This is a genomic window from Streptococcus sp. HF-100 (assembly GCF_015594635.1).
In the GTDB taxonomy this organism is placed as follows: Bacteria; Bacillota; Bacilli; order Lactobacillales; family Streptococcaceae; genus Streptococcus; species Streptococcus vaginalis.
The window spans coordinates 162,185-180,275 of the sequence record NZ_JADNQV010000002.1; the positions used below are offsets into that span (position 1 = coordinate 162,185).

21 protein-coding genes and 1 pseudogene are annotated in these 18,091 nt (G+C 38.3%); 15 read left to right on the plus strand and 7 right to left on the minus strand.

Annotated elements, in window-relative coordinates:
- The first annotated feature begins 43 nt into the window (after positions 1–43).
- The 10 genes from IYQ23_RS03050 to phoU all read left to right on the plus strand — a co-directional run bounded on the left by IYQ23_RS03050 (position 44) and on the right by phoU (position 8,005).
- On the plus strand, positions 44–445 hold the full coding sequence (locus IYQ23_RS03050) for a Spx/MgsR family RNA polymerase-binding regulatory protein (protein ID WP_003033247.1): 402 nt from the start codon (positions 44–46) through the stop codon (positions 443–445).
- Between the two features lies 1 nt (position 446).
- Positions 447–731, plus strand: a complete 285-nt coding sequence (locus IYQ23_RS03055) for a UPF0223 family protein (RefSeq protein ID WP_195674037.1) — start codon at positions 447–449, stop codon at positions 729–731.
- Positions 715–1,488, plus strand: a complete 774-nt coding sequence (locus IYQ23_RS03060; protein ID WP_195674038.1) for an inositol monophosphatase family protein — start codon at positions 715–717, stop codon at positions 1,486–1,488. The genes IYQ23_RS03055 and IYQ23_RS03060 overlap by 17 nt, the downstream gene beginning before the upstream one ends.
- Positions 1,489–2,790 (plus strand): RsmF rRNA methyltransferase first C-terminal domain-containing protein, encoded by a 1,302-nt coding sequence (locus IYQ23_RS03065; RefSeq protein WP_195674039.1) that lies wholly within the window; start codon positions 1,489–1,491, stop codon positions 2,788–2,790. It begins immediately after the preceding gene.
- A 108-nt stretch (positions 2,791–2,898) separates the two neighbouring features.
- The gene (locus tag IYQ23_RS03070; protein ID WP_003024153.1) at positions 2,899–3,765 is read left to right on the plus strand and encodes a phosphate ABC transporter substrate-binding protein PstS family protein; all 867 of its coding nucleotides are present in this window, start codon (positions 2,899–2,901) and stop codon (positions 3,763–3,765) included.
- 21 nt (positions 3,766–3,786) lie between these two features.
- The gene (pstC, locus tag IYQ23_RS03075; RefSeq protein ID WP_195674040.1) at positions 3,787–4,698 is read left to right on the plus strand and encodes a phosphate ABC transporter permease subunit PstC; all 912 of its coding nucleotides are present in this window, start codon (positions 3,787–3,789) and stop codon (positions 4,696–4,698) included.
- Positions 4,688–5,572 (plus strand): phosphate ABC transporter permease PstA, encoded by an 885-nt coding sequence (gene pstA, locus IYQ23_RS03080; RefSeq protein WP_195674041.1) that lies wholly within the window; start codon positions 4,688–4,690, stop codon positions 5,570–5,572. Before pstC ends, pstA begins: the two co-directional genes overlap by 11 nt.
- An 11-nt stretch (positions 5,573–5,583) precedes the next feature.
- The gene (gene pstB / locus IYQ23_RS03085) at positions 5,584–6,387 is read left to right on the plus strand and encodes a phosphate ABC transporter ATP-binding protein PstB (RefSeq protein ID WP_195674042.1); all 804 of its coding nucleotides are present in this window, start codon (positions 5,584–5,586) and stop codon (positions 6,385–6,387) included.
- A 42-nt stretch (positions 6,388–6,429) separates the two neighbouring features.
- On the plus strand, positions 6,430–7,188 hold the full coding sequence (pstB, locus tag IYQ23_RS03090; protein ID WP_117644400.1) for a phosphate ABC transporter ATP-binding protein PstB: 759 nt from the start codon (positions 6,430–6,432) through the stop codon (positions 7,186–7,188).
- 163 nt (positions 7,189–7,351) lie between these two features.
- Positions 7,352–8,005, plus strand: a complete 654-nt coding sequence (gene phoU, locus IYQ23_RS03095; RefSeq protein WP_003032560.1) for a phosphate signaling complex protein PhoU — start codon at positions 7,352–7,354, stop codon at positions 8,003–8,005.
- A 108-nt stretch (positions 8,006–8,113) separates the two neighbouring features.
- Here the strand turns inward: phoU and IYQ23_RS03100 are convergent.
- Positions 8,114–9,200: pseudogene (locus IYQ23_RS03100) on the minus strand (IS3 family transposase).
- 143 nt (positions 9,201–9,343) lie between these two features.
- Here IYQ23_RS03100 and radC point away from each other — a divergent pair.
- Positions 9,344–10,024 carry a RadC family protein gene (gene radC / locus IYQ23_RS03105; protein ID WP_195674043.1) on the plus strand — a complete coding sequence of 227 codons (681 nt, stop codon included), beginning with the start codon at positions 9,344–9,346 and terminating at the stop codon, positions 10,022–10,024.
- Here radC and IYQ23_RS03110 read toward each other — a convergent pair.
- The 6 genes from IYQ23_RS03110 to IYQ23_RS03135 form a co-directional block, all read right to left on the minus strand.
- Positions 10,021–10,713 carry a gamma-glutamyl-gamma-aminobutyrate hydrolase family protein gene (locus tag IYQ23_RS03110; RefSeq protein ID WP_003042762.1) on the minus strand — a complete coding sequence of 231 codons (693 nt, stop codon included), beginning with the start codon at positions 10,711–10,713 and terminating at the stop codon, positions 10,021–10,023. The two genes, radC and IYQ23_RS03110, sit on opposite strands and share 4 nt — an antisense overlap.
- Positions 10,714–10,740: 27 nt before the next feature.
- The gene (locus IYQ23_RS03115) at positions 10,741–11,385 is read right to left on the minus strand and encodes a redox-sensing transcriptional repressor Rex (RefSeq protein WP_174720637.1); all 645 of its coding nucleotides are present in this window, start codon (positions 11,383–11,385) and stop codon (positions 10,741–10,743) included.
- A gap of 163 nt (positions 11,386–11,548) precedes the next feature.
- Positions 11,549–11,896 (minus strand): DUF1831 domain-containing protein, encoded by a 348-nt coding sequence (locus tag IYQ23_RS03120; RefSeq protein WP_022526151.1) that lies wholly within the window; start codon positions 11,894–11,896, stop codon positions 11,549–11,551.
- Positions 11,897–11,901: 5 nt separating this feature from the next.
- Complete coding sequence (locus IYQ23_RS03125) at positions 11,902–13,017, minus strand: cysteine desulfurase family protein (protein WP_195674044.1); 1,116 nt, start codon at positions 13,015–13,017, stop codon at positions 11,902–11,904.
- Between the two features lie 9 nt (positions 13,018–13,026).
- Complete coding sequence (locus IYQ23_RS03130; protein WP_106384385.1) at positions 13,027–13,986, minus strand: ribose-phosphate diphosphokinase; 960 nt, start codon at positions 13,984–13,986, stop codon at positions 13,027–13,029.
- Between the two features lie 84 nt (positions 13,987–14,070).
- On the minus strand, positions 14,071–14,631 hold the full coding sequence (locus tag IYQ23_RS03135) for a CYTH domain-containing protein (RefSeq protein WP_126407224.1): 561 nt from the start codon (positions 14,629–14,631) through the stop codon (positions 14,071–14,073).
- A gap of 95 nt (positions 14,632–14,726) precedes the next feature.
- On the opposite strand from IYQ23_RS03135, the gene IYQ23_RS03140 reads away from it, so the two are divergent.
- From IYQ23_RS03140 to pta, 4 genes are read left to right on the plus strand one after another with little or no spacing between them, the layout of a single operon-like run.
- On the plus strand, positions 14,727–15,398 hold the full coding sequence (locus IYQ23_RS03140) for a GTP pyrophosphokinase (protein ID WP_003024184.1): 672 nt from the start codon (positions 14,727–14,729) through the stop codon (positions 15,396–15,398).
- Positions 15,382–16,200 (plus strand): NAD kinase, encoded by an 819-nt coding sequence (locus IYQ23_RS03145; protein ID WP_022526149.1) that lies wholly within the window; start codon positions 15,382–15,384, stop codon positions 16,198–16,200. Before IYQ23_RS03140 ends, IYQ23_RS03145 begins: the two co-directional genes overlap by 17 nt.
- Positions 16,197–17,087, plus strand: a complete 891-nt coding sequence (locus IYQ23_RS03150) for an RluA family pseudouridine synthase (RefSeq protein ID WP_195674045.1) — start codon at positions 16,197–16,199, stop codon at positions 17,085–17,087. The genes IYQ23_RS03145 and IYQ23_RS03150 overlap by 4 nt, the downstream gene beginning before the upstream one ends.
- A 10-nt stretch (positions 17,088–17,097) precedes the next feature.
- Positions 17,098–18,075 carry a phosphate acetyltransferase gene (gene pta / locus IYQ23_RS03155; RefSeq protein WP_195674046.1) on the plus strand — a complete coding sequence of 326 codons (978 nt, stop codon included), beginning with the start codon at positions 17,098–17,100 and terminating at the stop codon, positions 18,073–18,075.
- Positions 18,076–18,091: the final 16 nt, after the last annotated feature.

The following is an 18,091-nucleotide window of genomic DNA, read 5'->3' on the forward strand; positions in this document are numbered from 1 at the left end:
TTAGTATAATGATAACAGTTACAAATAATAAGAAGAGAAATGCATGGTTACACTATTTTTATCACCGAGTTGTACAAGTTGTCGCAAGGCGCGTGCATGGCTATCCAATCATGAAGTTCCTTTTGAGGAGCACAATATTATGACTAGTCCACTGTCTGCACCAGAATTGCAACATATCCTTTCTCTGACGGAGAATGGGACAGATGACATTATTTCAACTCGTTCAAAAATTTTTCAAAAATTAAATTTAGATATTGAAAGTTTATCAATTTCCGAATTGCTTCGTCTAATTGAGGAAAATCCAGGTCTTTTACGTCGCCCGATTATTCTGGAAGACAAGCGAATGCAAATTGGATTTAACGAAGACGAAATCCGTGCATTTTTGCCTCGTGGTTATCGTAAACAAGAATTGCGCGATGCAACTTTGAGAGCTGAGATTGAATAATATGAATAAAAATTATCGTTACCCACTAGACATGTCGTGGAGCACTGAAGAGCTTGCTTCAGTGCTTTCTTTTTTGAATGATGTTGAGCAGGCTTATGAAGCGAAAATAGCAGCAGAAAAGATATTAGCTTCTTATCAACTATTCAAAAAAATTGTTTCAAGCAAAGCTGAAGAAAAGCGTATCGGACGTGAATTTGAAGCAGCGAGTGGCTATTCTTTATATCGAGCTATTCAAGCTGCAAAACAAAAGGAGAAAGGAACGTTTTCTCTTGGAAAAGAAATTTAATTTTGCCAAGCACATTGTACTGAATGCGGCTTCTTATATTAAAGAGCATTTGAATGATCAGTTGCAAATTGAGACCAAGTCCAGTCCGACTGATTTGGTAACTCAAATGGACAAAGAAGTTCAAGATAATTTAGTAACCTGGATTTTAGAAGCTTATCCTGCAGATCACATTTTAGCTGAGGAAAATGGCTTACGACATTCTATTTCAGATGGCAATGTTTGGGTCATTGATCCTATTGACGGCACGAATAACTTTGTAGCACAAAAAGCAGATTTTGCTGTTGTTCTGGCTTATTTTGAAAATGGCATTGGTCAATTTGGTGTCATTTATGATGTGATAGGAGATAAATTGTATCACGGCGGTGGTCAATTTGATGTCTATTGCAATGAGCAGAAATTGCTTCCCTACCAAGATCGCCCTTTAAATCAGTTTTTAATGGCATCAAATGCTGGTATTTTTGAGCGCAATGATTGGGGAATTGCAGATTTGGCAAAAGAAACCTTGGGCGTTCGAGTGTACGGAAGTGCTGCGATTAGTTTTAGCAAGGTTTTATCAGGACAACTGTTGACCTATATTTCCTATATTTGGCCTTGGGATTATGCTGCAGCTTCCATTATGGGAGATAAACTAGGCTATACGACATTGACATTTGAGGGTGAGGAGCCTGATTTTGAAAGCCACCAAGGTATTATGATGATTCCAACTATGAAATTGAACGAAATTAAAAAATACATATATCGAAAGCGAGAGGATTAGATGAATTTTCCAAAAGGATTTGAAGAAAAGTACAACAATCTTTTGGGAGAGGAGGCTCCCTCTTTTTTTCTAACTTTCGATGAGGAGCCAGTTTCCGCTTTTCGGGTCAATCCATTAAAAGAGCAGCAAAAAACTTTTCCAAATCCTATTCCAAATACGAACTGGGGTTATTATGGCAAAGTTTCTGGAAAATCAATAGAGCATGTCACAGGCTTAGTCTATTCACAAGAACCTGCTGCGCAAATGGTTGCCCAAGTTGCAGCACCACAACAGAATATGAAAGTACTTGATTTAGCTGCAGCGCCGGGTGGAAAATCCACTCATCTATTGTCATACTTGAACAACACAGGCCTTCTTGTTTCCAATGAAATCAATCCAAAACGATCTAAAGTGTTAGTAGAAAATATTGAGCGATTTGGAGCGAGAAATGTTGTGGTGACAAATGAATCAGCTGGCAGATTAAGTCAAGTCTTTCAAGGTTATTTTGACTTGATTGTCTTAGATGCACCATGTTCTGGTGAAGGAATGTTTAGAAAGCGGCCAGAAGCAATGGAGTATTGGAGTGAATCTTATCCTGCTCAATGTGCACAGCTTCAACGTGAGATATTGGAAGGTATGATAAAAATGTTGGCGACGAATGGTGAGTTGATTTACTCCACTTGTACTTGGGCACCAGAAGAAAATGAAAAAATAGTTGACTGGCTGTTAGAAAACTATCCACTTGAATTAGTTGAAATTCCAAAAATCAATGGCATGGTGGCTGGTATTCACTTTTCGGAAACAGCACGCATGTATCCTCACCATTTCAAAGGGGAAGGGCAATTTGTTGCAAAATTTCGTTTTTGTGGTGAGCAGTCAGCTAAAAAGATAAAGACAAGAAAAAGCTGTCTGACATCGGAGCAGAAGATGTTGTGGAAAGAGTTTCAAAGAGAACATCTTGCCATAGAGCTAACTGGAGAGTTACAGACTTTTGGTGAACATTTATATCTATTGCCACTAGGTCTTCCAGATCTATCGAAACTTAAAATTGCCAGAAATGGTTTGCACCTAGGTGTTTTTAAGAAAAAACGATTTGAACCGAGTTTTGCTTTGGGACTGACTTTAAAACCAAGTGAAGTAAAGCACATAATTGAAATTGATGAAGAGCAGTTTAAAAAGTACGTTGCCGGGGAGACAGTCAATCTCCATCAGAACACTGCAAATGGTTGGTATCAAGTTGTTGTCCAAGGCAATGGTTTAGGGTTTGCAAAAGTGACTGGAAATATTCTGAAAAATTATTTTCCAAAAGGCCTGAGATTTTAATAAAAAATCTTTCCAAATGTCTAAAGATATGCTATAGTGAGATTAGATGTGAAAAGATTAGGGAAATCTTAGAATGAAAATGCTTTCACATCTGAAAAGGAGTTTCATGTGATTAAACACAAAAAAATGCTTTGGGCAGTCACTCTCGTGATTTGCAGCATTGGTCTTTCAGCCTGTTCTTCCTGGATTAACCGCGGTGAGGCGATAACAGCAGTTGGCTCAACAGCTCTACAACCGTTGGTTGAAGCAGTTGTGGATAAATACACCGAGGAAAATCCGAAAAAAATTGTAAATGTGCAAGGTGGAGGATCGGGAACTGGATTATCACAAGTCCAATCCGGTGCAGTAGATATTGGAAATAGCGATTTATTTGCAGAAGAAAAAAGTGGTATCAATGCTAAGGCTTTAGTTGATCATCAGGTCGCTGTTGCAGGTACTGCTATCATAGCAAATAAAGGCATTAAGATAAACAACTTAACCACAGAGCAGCTACGTAAAATTTTTACCGGAGAATACACCAATTGGAAGCAAGTTGGTGGGCAGGATTTAGAAATTACAATTATCAATCGTGCGGTCGGTTCTGGTAGCCGTGCTGTTTTTGATAGTGTTATTATGAATGGCAAAGAAGCCAAGCAGGCGCAGGAGCAGGATTCTAACGGAATGGTCAAAACAATTGTTTCACAGACTCCAGGTGCCATTTCTTACTTAGCTTTTTCTTATGTGGACACGAGTGTGAAAAGTTTAAACTTGAATGGCTACAAGCCAACGAAGAAGAATGTGACAACGAACAACTGGCCTATTTGGTCTTATGAGCACATGTATACTAAGGGAGAACCTAACAAATTAGCTAAAAAATTTCTAGAGTATATGATGACAGCAGAAGTCCAAAATAATATTGTTGGTAAAATGGGTTACATTCCTATCAACGACATGAAAGTTACTCGTAGTCTTGACGGAACTATCGGCTCAAAGTAAAAGAAAGAATTTAGGAATAACATGAACGAAGTAGCAAAAAAAATGCTGACAAAGTCAAAAAACTCTCGTTTAGAAACATTTGGAAAAACCATTACTTTTCTTTGCATGAGTTTAATTGTTTTTGTCGTTGCAATGATTTTATTATTTGTAGCGGAGAAAGGACTTTCGACTTTCTTTGTTAATAAAGTAAACATCTTCAGTTTTCTTTTTGGAACAAAGTGGAATCCATCCGGTAAGGAATTCGGTGCTTTACCAATGATTCTGGGCTCTTTCCTCGTAACTCTCCTATCAGCTTTATTAGCAACACCATTTGCAATTGGAGCAGCTGTTTTTATGACGGAGGTTTCCCCTAAAGGCTCAAAAATTCTACAACCAGCTATTGAACTTCTAGTCGGAATTCCATCGGTTGTGTATGGATTTATTGGATTACAGGTAGTTGTTCCCTTTGTTCGCAGTATCTTTGGTGGAACAGGTTTTGGAATCTTATCAGGAATTTTTGTTCTTTTTGTCATGATTTTACCAACAGTGACCTTTATGACAACAGATAGCCTGCGTGCTGTACCGCGGCATTATCGAGAAGCTAGTATGGCAATGGGAGCGACTCGTTGGCAAACGATTTGGCGTGTGACGCTAAAAGCAGCTCGCTCAGGTATTTTTACGGCTATTGTCTTTGGAATGGCTCGTGCCTTTGGTGAAGCTTTGGCGATTCAAATGGTTGTCGGAAATTCAGCGGTTATCCCAACTTCTCTGACAACACCTGCTGCAACCTTGACCTCTATTTTAACAATGGGCATTGGAAATACCGTTATGGGAACCGTTAATAACAATGTCTTGTGGTCGCTTGCTCTGGTTCTGCTTTTGATGAGTTTAGCCTTCAATACTGTGATTAAATTGATTACAAAGGAAAGAGGTAAGAAGAACTATGCACGCTAAAAAGATGGATAAATTAGCAACAGGCGTCCTCTATACCATTGCAGGAATCATTGTTGCTATTCTTGCTTCCTTGATTTTGTACATTTTAGTAAGGGGCTTACCTCATGTTTCGTGGAAATTCTTGACGGGACAATCGTCTTCATACCAAGCGGGCGGCGGAATTGGAATTCAGCTCTATAATTCATTGTTTCTGTTAGTTATCACCTTGATTATTTCCATTCCTCTATCAATGGGAGCAGGGATTTACTTATCTGAGTATGCAAAAAAAGGTCCGGTAACAGATTTTGTCAGAACCTGTATTGAAATTTTATCCTCCTTGCCCTCTGTTGTTGTGGGTCTCTTTGGATATTTGATTTTTGTTATTCAATTTCAATATGGTTTCTCAATCATTTCTGGTGCTTTGGCTTTGACTGTATTTAATCTGCCACAGATGACACGTAGTGTGGAGGACAGCTTACAGCATGTGCATCATACACAGCGCGAAGCTGGGCTTGCACTTGGCATCTCTCGCTGGGAAACGATTGTCCATGTCGTCGTTCCGGAAGCGTTACTAAGTATTGTGACGGGGATTGTCCTAGCTTCTGGGCGTATTTTTGGGGAAGCCGCTGCGCTTATCTATACAGCAGGTCAGTCTGCCCCAGCACTTGACTGGTCAAATTGGAACATTTTTAGTGTAACCAGCCCAATCTCTATTTTTCGTCAGGCTGAAACATTGGCTGTTCATATTTGGAAAGTCAATAGTGAAGGAACGATTCCTGATGCTGTGGAAGTGTCAGCTGGATCAGCAGCGGTACTTCTCATCTTTATTTTAATTTTCAACCTCGGTGCTCGTAAACTTGGAAGTTACCTGCATAAAAAATTAACATCTGCCTAAAAGGAGAAGAAATGACAGAGTATAACTGGAATGAAAAACATATTGTTACTTTTCCTGAAGAAGAAGTTGTGTTATCAACAAAAAATTTGCATGTTTACTATGGTAAAAATGAATCCATTAAGGGGATTGATATGCAGTTTCAGAAAAATAAAATTACAGCTCTTATAGGACCTTCGGGTTCTGGGAAATCAACCTATCTTCGTAGCTTGAATCGAATGAATGATACGATTGACATTGCTAAAGTCACTGGTGAGATTTGGTATGAAGGTATTGACATTAATCGCCCAGATATCAATGTCTATGAAATGCGGAAGCATATCGGAATGGTCTTTCAAAGACCAAATCCTTTTGCTAAATCTGTTTACCGCAACATCACCTTTGCGCATGAACGTGCCGGTGTTAAGGATAAGAAAATCTTAGATGAAATTGTAGAAACATCTCTAAAACAAGCAGCTCTGTGGGAACAAGTAAAGGATGACCTTCATAAATCTGCTTTGATGTTATCAGGCGGTCAGCAGCAACGTCTTTGCATTGCCAGAGCCATTTCCGTGAAGCCAGAAATACTTCTAATGGATGAACCTGCTTCTGCACTCGATCCAATCGCAACAGCGCAGTTAGAAGAAACGATGTTAGAGTTGAAGAAGAACTATACGATTATCATCGTGACCCACAGCATGCAGCAAGCGGCGCGTGCGAGCGATTATACTGGTTTCTTCTATCTTGGTGATTTAATCGAATATGATGAAACAGCCAATATTTTCCAAAATGCTAAGTTACAGTCTACGAATGACTATGTTTCTGGTCATTTTGGCTAAGAAAATTGCTGCTTAATTAGAATTTATTAAAGGATTATCAAAATGACAGAACCTATTTTACAAATCAAGGACTTGTCGGTTTATTATAACAAAAAGAAAGCTCTTAATAGTGTATCGTTGGATGTATTGCCTCATGAGATTACAGCTTTGATTGGTCCTTCTGGGTCGGGAAAATCAACCCTCTTAAAAGCAATTAATCGCATGGGTGATTTAAATCCCGAGGTGACAACGACAGGTACTGTGATTTATAATGGGCACAATATCTACAGTCCACGGACAGATACGGTGGAGCTTCGCAAAGAAATTGGAATGGTCTTTCAACAGCCCAATCCATTTCCAATGACGATTTATGAAAATGTTATTTACGGTTTGCGAATCAATGGCGTTAAAGACAAAGAGATACTAGATGAAGTAGTTGAAACATCATTAAAAGGAGCATCTATTTGGGATGAAGTGAAAGATCGTTTGAATGATTCAGCGATTGGTTTGTCCGGTGGTCAGCAGCAACGTGTCTGTGTGGCTCGTGTTTTGGCGACAAGCCCGAAAATCATCCTTTTAGATGAGCCAACATCAGCACTTGATCCCATTTCTGCAGGAAAAATTGAAGAAACACTTCATGGGCTGAAAGATCAATATACAATGTTACTCGTGACCCGCTCAATGCAACAGGCTAGTCGTATTTCGGACAAGACAGCTTTCTTCCTAAATGGCGATTTGATTGAGTTTAATGCCACGAAAGAGATGTTCCTCAGTCCGATTCATAAGGAAACGGAAGATTATATCACAGGCAAGTTTGGATAGAGATTGTAATTACTCACTACAATATTGTGGCTATCTTCAATGTTTTGGAGACTGCTGTTTCTCTATATATTTATATATAAATGCACATATGCTTGTAGACAAGAATTATGTAAAAAGATGGATTTTCGTATAAAATTCTTTAGATCTTAGGAAAGGAAAATTTATGCTTAGAGTACAATTTGAAGAAGACTTAGCAAAACTCCATAACCAATTTTATGCAATGGGAAATGAAGTTTTGTCACAGATTAATCGCACAGTTCGCGCATTTGTGACCCACGACCGCGAATTAGCAAAAGAAGTAATTGAAGAAGACGCAGAAGTGAATGAATATGAAGTAAAATTGGAGAAAAAATCTCTGGAAATCATTGCTTTGCAGCAGCCTGTTTCGCAAGACTTACGAACTGTTATTACGGTTTTGAAAGCTAGCAGTGATGTGGAAAGAATGGGCGACCACGCTGTTTCCATTGCACAGGCAACGATTCGCATGAAGGGAGAAGTTCGCATCCAGTCTGTTGAGGAAGAAATCAGCAAAATGGGACGCGATGTCAAAAATTTTGTGGAAGCAGCACTTGATCTTTACCTCAATGGCGATGTGGACAAGGCTTACGAAATAGCAACTATGGATGAGAAAATCAATCAGTATTTTGATGATATTCGCGATTTAGCTACACAAGAAATTAAGGCAAATCCAGATTTGATTGTTACAGGTCGTGATTACTTCCAAGTTATTTCGTACTTAGAACGTATTGGTGATTACGCCAAAAATATCTGTGAATGGGTTGTTTACTTTGAAACAGGTAAAATTGTTGAAATGTAGATACTAACTTAAAAAATTTGAGAATGGGTACTGCACCCCAATGATGGGACAGAAGGAATCCCCTTTTTAGGCGACCAGATTTCTGTAATCTACAGGAGACTGGTCGTTTCATCTCTGTTGAATTCTAGTTTCATTATAAAATATGATGTAAGATTAACAATATCTGTTCTACTATCTTTGGTTAAGTTTCTCCAGTTATGGAGATAGAAGGTTTCAGACTTTAGGACAAAATGAAACCATTCGATACAGGCATTATCCGCTGGTGTTCCCTTGCGGGACATAGAGCGGGTGATGCCTTTTTCTGTGCAAGCCTGGTAATAAGCTTTTGAGGTATAGACAGAGCCTTGATCGCTGTGTAAGAGCGCTCCTTGAGGCAATTCTAGTTGATGGATCGTGTCTAACACAAAGTCCGTATCCTGACAATCTGAGATGGTATAAGCCACAATCTCACGATTATAGAGATCCATGATAGAGGACAGGTAGAGTTTACAGTTTCCAAAGTAGAGGTAGGTCATGTCTGTGACAAGCTTCTCCAGTGGCTTTTCCGCTTGAGAATCACGGTCTAGCTTATTCTCTGTTACATAGTAGGGCTTACCTAGACTCGGCCCCTTCTTAGGATGTACACGGCAGAGCTAACCATTCTCCTTCATAATACGATAAACCTTTTTAGGATTGATGACAAGGTTATCCCTCTTCTTGAGCAATCGGGTGATGGTACGATAGCCGTAGATAAACTGATTTCCCATACAGATTCGCTCTATTTTTTCTACCACCTCGGCCCTTTTTTTAGGCTTCTCACCTTCTACTTTCCAACGGTAGAAAGTGGATCGTTTGATACCAAAACAGTCCAGAATGACGGATACTGGGCAGACGTTTTTGTATTCTTCCACCAGCTTGATAAGACTTACTTTGTCGATGACCTTACCAAGCTCCGATACTTTTTTAGCAATTCCACCTGTAGGCGTAGTTGTTCCGCTTCGGATAGCTGTTCCATTCCTTTACCGTAGGTATATTGTTTCCCCACAGGTTGGTGGAAACGATGCAGTTCATCATTTCGATACCATCGCCACCAGGTCTTGACCTGACTAACATTTTTGATGCCCAGAGTCCCCATGATGACCTTATTGTACTTACCTGCCTTCTTCGTTTCAATGCAGGCTAACTTGGTTTCTACCGAATACGCTTTTTTGACCATAACAAAACCCTCCTGTTTCTAGTTTACTAGATTTCAACAGGAGGGTTTTTCTTGTGTCTCATTTTATGGGGCTAGTGCCAATCATTTCTCAGATTTTTTATTTTCCTCTTCTTTTTCCGAATAAGGATATGAGGAGGTTTTTTATGTATAGTATTTCATTTCAGGAAGATTCTTTGTTGCCAAGGGAACGTTTAGTCGCAGAAGGTGCAGAACAATTGAGCAATCAAGAATTGTTATCCATTCTTCTCCGAACTGGCAATAAAAAAGAAACTGTTTTTCAAGTTTCTCAACGAATTTTATCAACTATTTCTAGTTTGAATGATTTGCGCAATATGACGCTACAAGAATTGCAATCAATCTCTGGAATTGGTCGTATCAAGGCTATTGAATTACAAGCTATGATTGAATTAGGCCAGCGAGTCAGTAAGGCAGAATTGATTACGCAAGAGCAAATTTTAGGTAGTCAAAAGCTGGCGAAAAAAATGCAACAAGAATTGGGGCATAAGAAGCAGGAACACCTTGTAGCTTTATATCTGAATACTCAAAACAAAATCATTCATCAGCAGACGATTTTTATCGGTAGTGTGTCACGCAGTATTGCAGAGCCACGAGAAATCCTGCATTATGCTGTAAAACACATGGCGACATCCATTATTTTGGTGCACAATCATCCGTCAGGAGCTGTACTGCCAAGCAAAAATGACGATGAAGTGACCAAACATGTAAAAGAAGCGTGTGAATTAATGGGCTTCATCTTACTGGATCATCTCATCGTCGCAGAGAAAGATTATTATAGTTATCGCGAAGAAACAGACTTGATTTAAAGTCTATTGACAACATAGTCAAATAACATTCGATCTTTAGGACGTGTTTCAAATAAGAATTCTGGATGCCACTGGACTCCCAGATAAGCGATTTCATCAGTTGTTGTAATGGCTTCAATGGTGTTGTCTTTCGGATCACGGGCAATGACTTCGACATTTTCTGCTAAATCTTTGATACTCTGATGATGGAAAGAGTTGATATGAGATACTTCGCCGTAAATCTTTTCCAAAACAGAGCCGGATTTAGTGACTAGTTTTTGAGTAGTATATTCAGCAGAACTGTCTTGCCAATGGTGCTCAATATCTTGATAAAGTGTTCCACCCATTGCAACATTAAACAATTGCGTACCGCGGCAAACGGTAAAAATTGGTTTTTGTTGCTGGATAGCTTCATGGATTAAGGCTAATTCAAACAAATCACGCTCCAAATGGTAATCATCACTGTCAATTGTTTTTTCTTCGCCATAGAATTGTGGTGATACATTTTGCCCACCCGTTAGGATAAGTTTATCAATCATCTGGATGTAGCGCTGTGCCATATCTGCATCTCCAATCGGCAATATGATAGGAGTTCCACCAACTTCTTTTACGCCTTCCACAAATCCTTTAGCAGCATAACTCATGATGGCAAATTCGTCTTCAGGGTTTGGTCTTTCATTTCCAGTAATGCCGATAATAGGTTTCTTCATAAATAAATGTCTGCTCTTTCTAATTGCTTAATGCTCTTTTTTCATAAAATAAAGGAGTGTTTGTAGCTCACTTGTTAAATCAACATATTGAACGACAACATCTTTTGGAACGGTTAAGTGAATAGGAGAAAAACTGAGAATACCTTTTACACCAGCTTCCACAAGAACAGTTGCAACCTCTTGCGCTTTTGCACTAGGAACTGTTAAAATAGCTGTTTTAACATCCACACCTTTTAATTTGTTATTGATTTGTGAAATGCCATAAATAGGAATCCCGTCATTTGTAGTAGTCCCAACTTCAGGATGATCATCTGTATCAAATGCCATAACAATCTTCATTTTGTTCCGTTCGTGGAAACGGTAGTGGAGCAAAGCATGTCCCATGTTACCGATACCAACTAACATCACATTGGTAATGGAATTGTCATGAAGTAAGTCAGCAAAAAAATTCATGAGTTTTTTTACATCATAACCATATCCACGACGACCTAATTCGCCAAAGTAAGAAAAATCTCGACGGACAGTTGCAGAATCAATCCCGATTGCATCTGCGATTTGTTTTGAATTGGCTTTTTCAATTTTTTCGGAGTTAAATCGTTTGAAAATCCGATAATACAGAGAGAGCCTTTTAGCAGTTGCGCGTGGAATGGTTGTATTTTTTTCAGATTTCACAAAATCACATCCTTTCAAAGACTATTTTATAGAAAGTTTGTGAAAAAATCAACTTATTTGATAAAAATAGAAAAGGAGTAGGACAAAATCAAAGATTTTTGGCTTGTTTCCTACTCTTTATTGTTTTACTAATGATTTAAAAATGAGTTTTTAAGCTATTTGTTTATTGTTCTTGTTTAGTGAAAATACCACGTTCTACCAAGCTATCCATTAAGAAATAAAACTTTTCTTGAATGATGTGATTGTCTTCTGATTTAAAAATATTCACTAACCGAAGGCCAGATTTATCTGTGATGTTGATTTTTACACCTGAAAGGTTTTTGTTGATAATGATTTTCAACAAAAAGCCGTCTCCACTATTGGGAACATTTTCTAATAAGCGTGTCAATTCGTAATTTCCAACTTTGGTTTCGGCAAATGTATTATCGCGCAAAGTAAATTTTTTTACATTTTCTCCAAGAGAATAGCTGAAAGAGCAGTCTTTTAAGTGAATAGTGGTCTGAAAAGCCATCTATTTTATCCTCCTAAAATTTCTTTTAATGTTGTAGTAAATTGTCGAACTTCTTCTGAAGTATTTTGTTCTGAAAAGCTAATGCGAATAGATTCTCTTAATCGCTTTGAGTCGCTACCATAAAAAGCTTTAAGCACATGACTGGGTTCGATAGCTCCTGCTGTACAAGCAGAGCCAGTTGAGATAGAGATTCCAGCCAAGTCCAAACGCATGAGCAATAAATCGTTAGCTTGATTTAGAAAGCCAAGATTTACGACATAGGGAAGTGTGTGTGAATCATTATTTATATAGTAATGGATTCCGTCAAGTTCAGAGAGAAGTTGCTGTTTCAAACTTTCAACATGTTCCATGTTTTCTTGATAGCAATTGAGGCTCTCTTTTAGAGCCGCAACCATACCGGCAATAGCCGCTAAATTCTCAGTTCCTGCACGTCTTTTATCCTCTTGATCTCCACCATGTAAAAATTTGTCAAATTTTACATGATTGAAGTACAAGAAGCCGATGCCTTTTGGACCATGAAATTTATGAGCTGATGCACTCATAAAGTCAATTCCTAGCTCGTCAGGATAGACAGGTAATTTGCCTATAACTTGCACAGCATCCACATGATAAGCAGCGGGATGATGTTTCACAACGTCAGCAATTTCTTTGACTGGAAGCATATAGCCTGTTTCATTATTGGCATACATGGTTGAGACAAGTATTGTATCTTCTCGAAGGGCTTCTTTTATCTGTTGAGCCGTAATCTCTCCATTTTTAGGTTGGATATAAGTAGCTTCAAAGCCAAATTTATCCACCAGATATTCAATCGTTTCAAGAACCGAATGATGCTCAATAGCAGTTGTAATAATGTGTTTTCCTTGATCTTGATGGGCTAAGGCATATCCTTTTATGGCTGTATTGTTACTTTCTGTCCCACCAGATGTAAAGATGATATGTTGACTATTAGTATGAAGCAGTTCAGCAAGCTCTTGTCGGGCTTTGCGAAGAATTTTACTAGCAGCTCTTCCGTGGCTATGAATGCTAGATGGATTGCCAAAGGTATTTTCCATAACCTGTGTCATAGCAGTAATAGCAGCTATTGACATAGGAGTTGTTGCTGCATTATCGAAATAAATCAAGATTTCTCCTTATTTCTTTTTATTGTAAGCAAACAGTGGACTGACTGGTTTTCTTTTATGGATACGAACGATTGCATCTCCGATTAGCCCACTTGCAGTAATGTATTGAACATTTTTCGGAGTTTTTTCTTTCGTTGCAACTGAGTCAGTAACCAGGATTTCTTTGATAGGAGAGTTATCTAACTTTTCAGCGGCTCCCTCAACAAATAAACCATGACTAGAAACTGCATAAATCTCTGTTGCACCTTCTCGTTCAACGATTTTTGAAGCTTCAGCAAATGTACGACCAGTATTTAAAATATCATCAATAAGGATAGCTTTTTTTCCAGCTACATCTCCGATAATATAGCCTTCGTTACGGTGGGTATCGTCTTGTGCATAGTCAATAATCGCAATTGGAGCATCTAAATGTTCTGCTAAGCTTCTAGCACGTTTAACACCAGAGTTTTTGGGACTGACCACAACTACGTCCTCGCCAGACAAGCCTTTTTCGCAGTAATGTTTGGCAAAAAGAGGAACGGTGTAAAGGTTATCAACAGGGATATCAAAGAAGCCTTGAACTTGGACAGCATGCAAATCTAGGGTTAGAACACGATCAACTCCTGCCTTAACCAGCATATTCGCTACGAGCTTGGCTGTAATTGGTTCGCGAGGAGCGGCTGTTCGGTCTTGACGAGCATAGCCAAAATATGGCATCACAACATTGACAGAATTAGCGCTGGCGCGATTGCAAGCATCCACCATGATGAGAAGTTCCATCAAATGATTATTGACAGGAAAACTTGTTGATTGAATGATAAATACATCAAAGCCACGCACACTTTCCTCGATGTTTACTTGGATTTCTCCGTCTGAAAATTGACGTGATGAAAGTTTTCCAAGAGGCACACCAGCAGCTTTAGCAATTTTTTCGGCGATATCGTGATTGGAATTTAGTGCAAACAACTTCATCTGTGCTTTATCCGTCAGTATATCCATCATAACTTATATAAGACTCCTTTTGATTTCTACACTCCATTTTATCAAAAAATAAGCAAAATTTCAGCTTTTTATTCATAAGTTTTGAGCAAATCTTGCAACTTTAGGTTTTGCATATTTATAATGGATATGATGAGCTTGTAAAAAGCACTCGAATTGTTCTTTTCCAATTTTAGCATCTGTTACTTCTAGCTCTAATTCGTAGTCTGTTTTGTCAAAATAATGATTTTCATCAAGTGCCATCAAGCCAATAGTAGTCTCTTTTTCATAGCGAATAGTTGTCAAGCTCCCTAGAATCTTTAATTTCTCGAGGTTGATAGCAGCCTGAGTCAGCAGAGTGTGTATTTCTCCTTCAGGTAGCACACATGTATTGATGAGAGTGTGAGACTCTTCTAAAGTGAGAAATTGATTGTATTCCATATTACCGACCTGCTGCGGAATTTTTAAAGTTAATTCGGCACGAGTTTCAAAAGTACGAATCCGAAGTGCCATTTTTGCATCTCGAATTGAAAAGTCGGCTGTGTCAATATAGTAGTTTATCTGCTTGGTAGCTTTTATCTTTGAAAACAGTGGTAACAGCTGTTGGTACTCATTTTTTGTCAGAAGCGTTTTGTATTCAATTTCCAAATGATCCATTTTCCAATCCTTTTCTTTTGTTTGAAAGCGATTTATGTTATAATAAGTATTGTGTTTATTTTATAAAAAATTAAGTAAAATGACAAGGTGAGTGTATGCAATTAGAGTGGGAAGAGTTTCTGGATCCTTATATTCAAGCGGTTGGTGAATTAAAGATCAAACTGCGTGGGATTCGTAAACAGTATCGAAAACAAAAAAAACATTCTCCGATTGAATTTGTAACAGGTCGTGTAAAACCGATAGAAAGTATCAAAGAAAAAATGGCTTTGCGTGGGATTAAAGAGGAAAATCTAGCGCAAGATATGCAAGATATAGCTGGTTTGCGTGTAATGGTTCAATTTGTGGATGACGTAGAAGAAGTTTTGGATGTTTTGCGAAAGCGCCACGACATGCGGATTATCCAGGAGCGAGACTATATTAAAAACCGTAAGGCTAGTGGTTATCGAAGCTACCATGTCATTATTGAATATCCTGTTGATACAATTAATGGCAATAAAATCATTTTAGCAGAAATTCAAATTCGTACTCTGTCCATGAATTTTTGGGCAACGATTGAACATTCTCTGAATTATAAGTATAAAGGAGAATTTCCAGATGAGATTAAGAAACGTTTGGAAATTACAGCAAAAATCGCCTATCAATTAGACGAAGAAATGGGAAAAATTCGTGATGATATTCAAGAGGCACAAGCTTTATTTGACCCAATTAGTCGTAAATTAAATGATGGCGTAGGAAATAGTGACGATACAGATGAAGAATACAGGTAAAAGAATAGGGATTATCAGTAATCGCAGACGGCAAAGTCAAGAACTTTGTCGCCAATTAAAACAAAAATTAAAGCAAAATCATTTTATTTTGAATGATAATAATCCTGATATTGTCATTTCAATCGGTGGCGACGGGATGCTTTTGTCAGCCTTTCACAAATATGAAGATCAGCTAGACAAAGTTCGCTTTGTTGGTGTTCACACAGGACATTTGGGCTTTTATACAGATTATCGAGATTTTGAGTTGGACAAACTAATTGATAATTTAAAATTAGATACGGGCGCAAAGGTGTCCTATCCGATTTTAAATGTTAAAATTTTCCATGGAAATAATGAAATTTGTATAAAGCGTGCATTAAACGAAGCGACAGTCAAGCGTTCTGGACGAACAATGGTCGCTGATATCATTATCAATCAAGTGCATTTTGAGCGCTTTCGTGGTGATGGCATTTCAGTATCAACGCCGACAGGAAGCACAGCTTACAATAAATCGTTGGGCGGAGCTGTTCTCCACCCAACCATCGAAGCTCTTCAGATTGCAGAAGTTGCAAGCTTAAACAATCGTGTGTTTCGGACTTTGGGCTCCTCAATTATCGTTCCTAAGAAAGATAAAATTGAAATTGTGCCGACTTGGAATGATCGACATGCAATTTCGATTGACAATCAAAATTTTATGATTAACAATATTTCTAAAATTGAATTTCAAATCGATCAACATAAGATTAACTTTCTTGCTACACCGAGTCATACGAGCTTCTGGAATCGTGTCAAAGATGCCTTTATCGGCGAGGTGGAGGAATGAGGTTTGAATTTATCGCAGATGAGCATGTTAAAGTTAAGACCTTTCTAAAAAAACAGGAAATTTCCAAAAGTTTACTTGCAAAAATTAAGTTTTCTGGTGGGGATATTCAGGTAAATGGCAAAAAGCAAAATGCCATTTATTTGTTAGATATTGGCGACAAAGTTGCCGTCGATATTCCTGCAGAAGAAGGTTTTGGCAGTTTGCAAGCTGTAGAGAAAGATTTAGAAATTGTCTACGAAGATGCACATTTTTTGATTTTGAACAAGCCAGCAGGCGTGGCCAGCATTCCTAGTGTGAATCATTCCAATACAATGGCCAATTTTGTGAAGGCTTATTATATTGCAAATCATTATGAAAATCAGCAGATTCATATTGTGACTCGTTTAGACCGTGATACGAGTGGTCTGATGTTGTTTGCAAAGCACGGTTATGCTCATGCAAGATTAGATAAACAATTGCAAAAGAAAGTCATTGAGAAGCATTATTATGCTTTGGTCAAGGGTTCGGCACCGTTAAAGCCAGAAGGAGATATTATTGCTCCCATAGCGCGTGAAGATAGTAGTATCATTACTCGCTGTGTGGCAAAAAATGGAAAATATGCTCATACGAGTTATAAAGTTTTAGCGCAGTATGATGACATTTATCTCGTGGATATTCACCTTCATACAGGACGGACACACCAGATTAGGGTTCATTTTTCTTATATTGGTTTTCCGCTCTTGGGAGATGATTTATATGGTGGGAGTATGACTGACGGAATAACGCGGCAAGCGCTTCATTGTCATTCATTGCGTTTTTACAATCCATTCCATGAGGAAGTTGTGAATAAATCAAGTCCTTTTCCGGAAGATTTTAAAACAGTTATTCAAAAATTAAGCAATAATTAAGGAGTAAAACATGAAAATTTTTGAAACAATTCGTGAAACATTGCAAGACAAAGAAGTGAAGATTGTCTTACCAGAAGGTGAAGAACCACGTATTCTTCAAGCTACTAAACGTTTGGTAAAGGAAACAAGTATCACACCTGTTTTATTGGGAAATCCTGAAAAAATTCGTATTTACCTTGAAATTGAAGGTGTGACAGAAGGTTATGAAGTCATTGACCCTCAAAATTGTTCATGCTTTGAAGAAATGGTTGAAGCTTTTGTAGAACGTCGTAAAGGAAAGATCACAGAAGACGAAGCGCGTAAATTATTGAAAGAGGACGTCAATTATTTTGGTGTCATGCTTGTTTATCTTGGTAAAGTGCAAGGTATGGTTTCTGGTGCAATTCATTCTACAGCAAGCACGGTTCGTCCAGCTCTTCAAATTATCAAAACACTTCCTTGGGTTTCTCGCACATCCGGTGCCTTTCTCATGGTTCGCGGTGATGAACGTTATGTTTTCAGTGATTGTGCAATCAATATTGATCCAGACGCTAAAACATTAGCAGAAATTGCCATTAACTCAGCATTAACTGCACAAATCTTTGATATTGACCCTAAAGTGGCGATGCTGAGTTATTCAACTAAAGGTTCTGGATTTGGTGAAAAGGTTGATAAAGTCGTCGAAGCAACGAAACTTGCGCAAGAAATGCGACCAGATTTGGCTATTGACGGAGAGTTGCAATTTGATGCAGCTTTTGTGCCTAAAACGGCAGAATTAAAAGCTCCAGGCAGCAATGTAGCTGGTCAAGCGACTGTCTTTGTATTTCCTGGTATTGAAGCTGGAAACATCAGCTATAAAATGGCAGAGCGTCTCGGTGGCTTTTCAGCAGTCGGTCCTATTTTGCAAGGATTGAATCATCCAGTAAACGACCTTTCACGTGGATGCAACGCTGATGATGTTTATAAATTAACATTGATTACTGCCAGCCAAGCAGTTGGTCATTATTAGAAAGCCAAGACAGAAT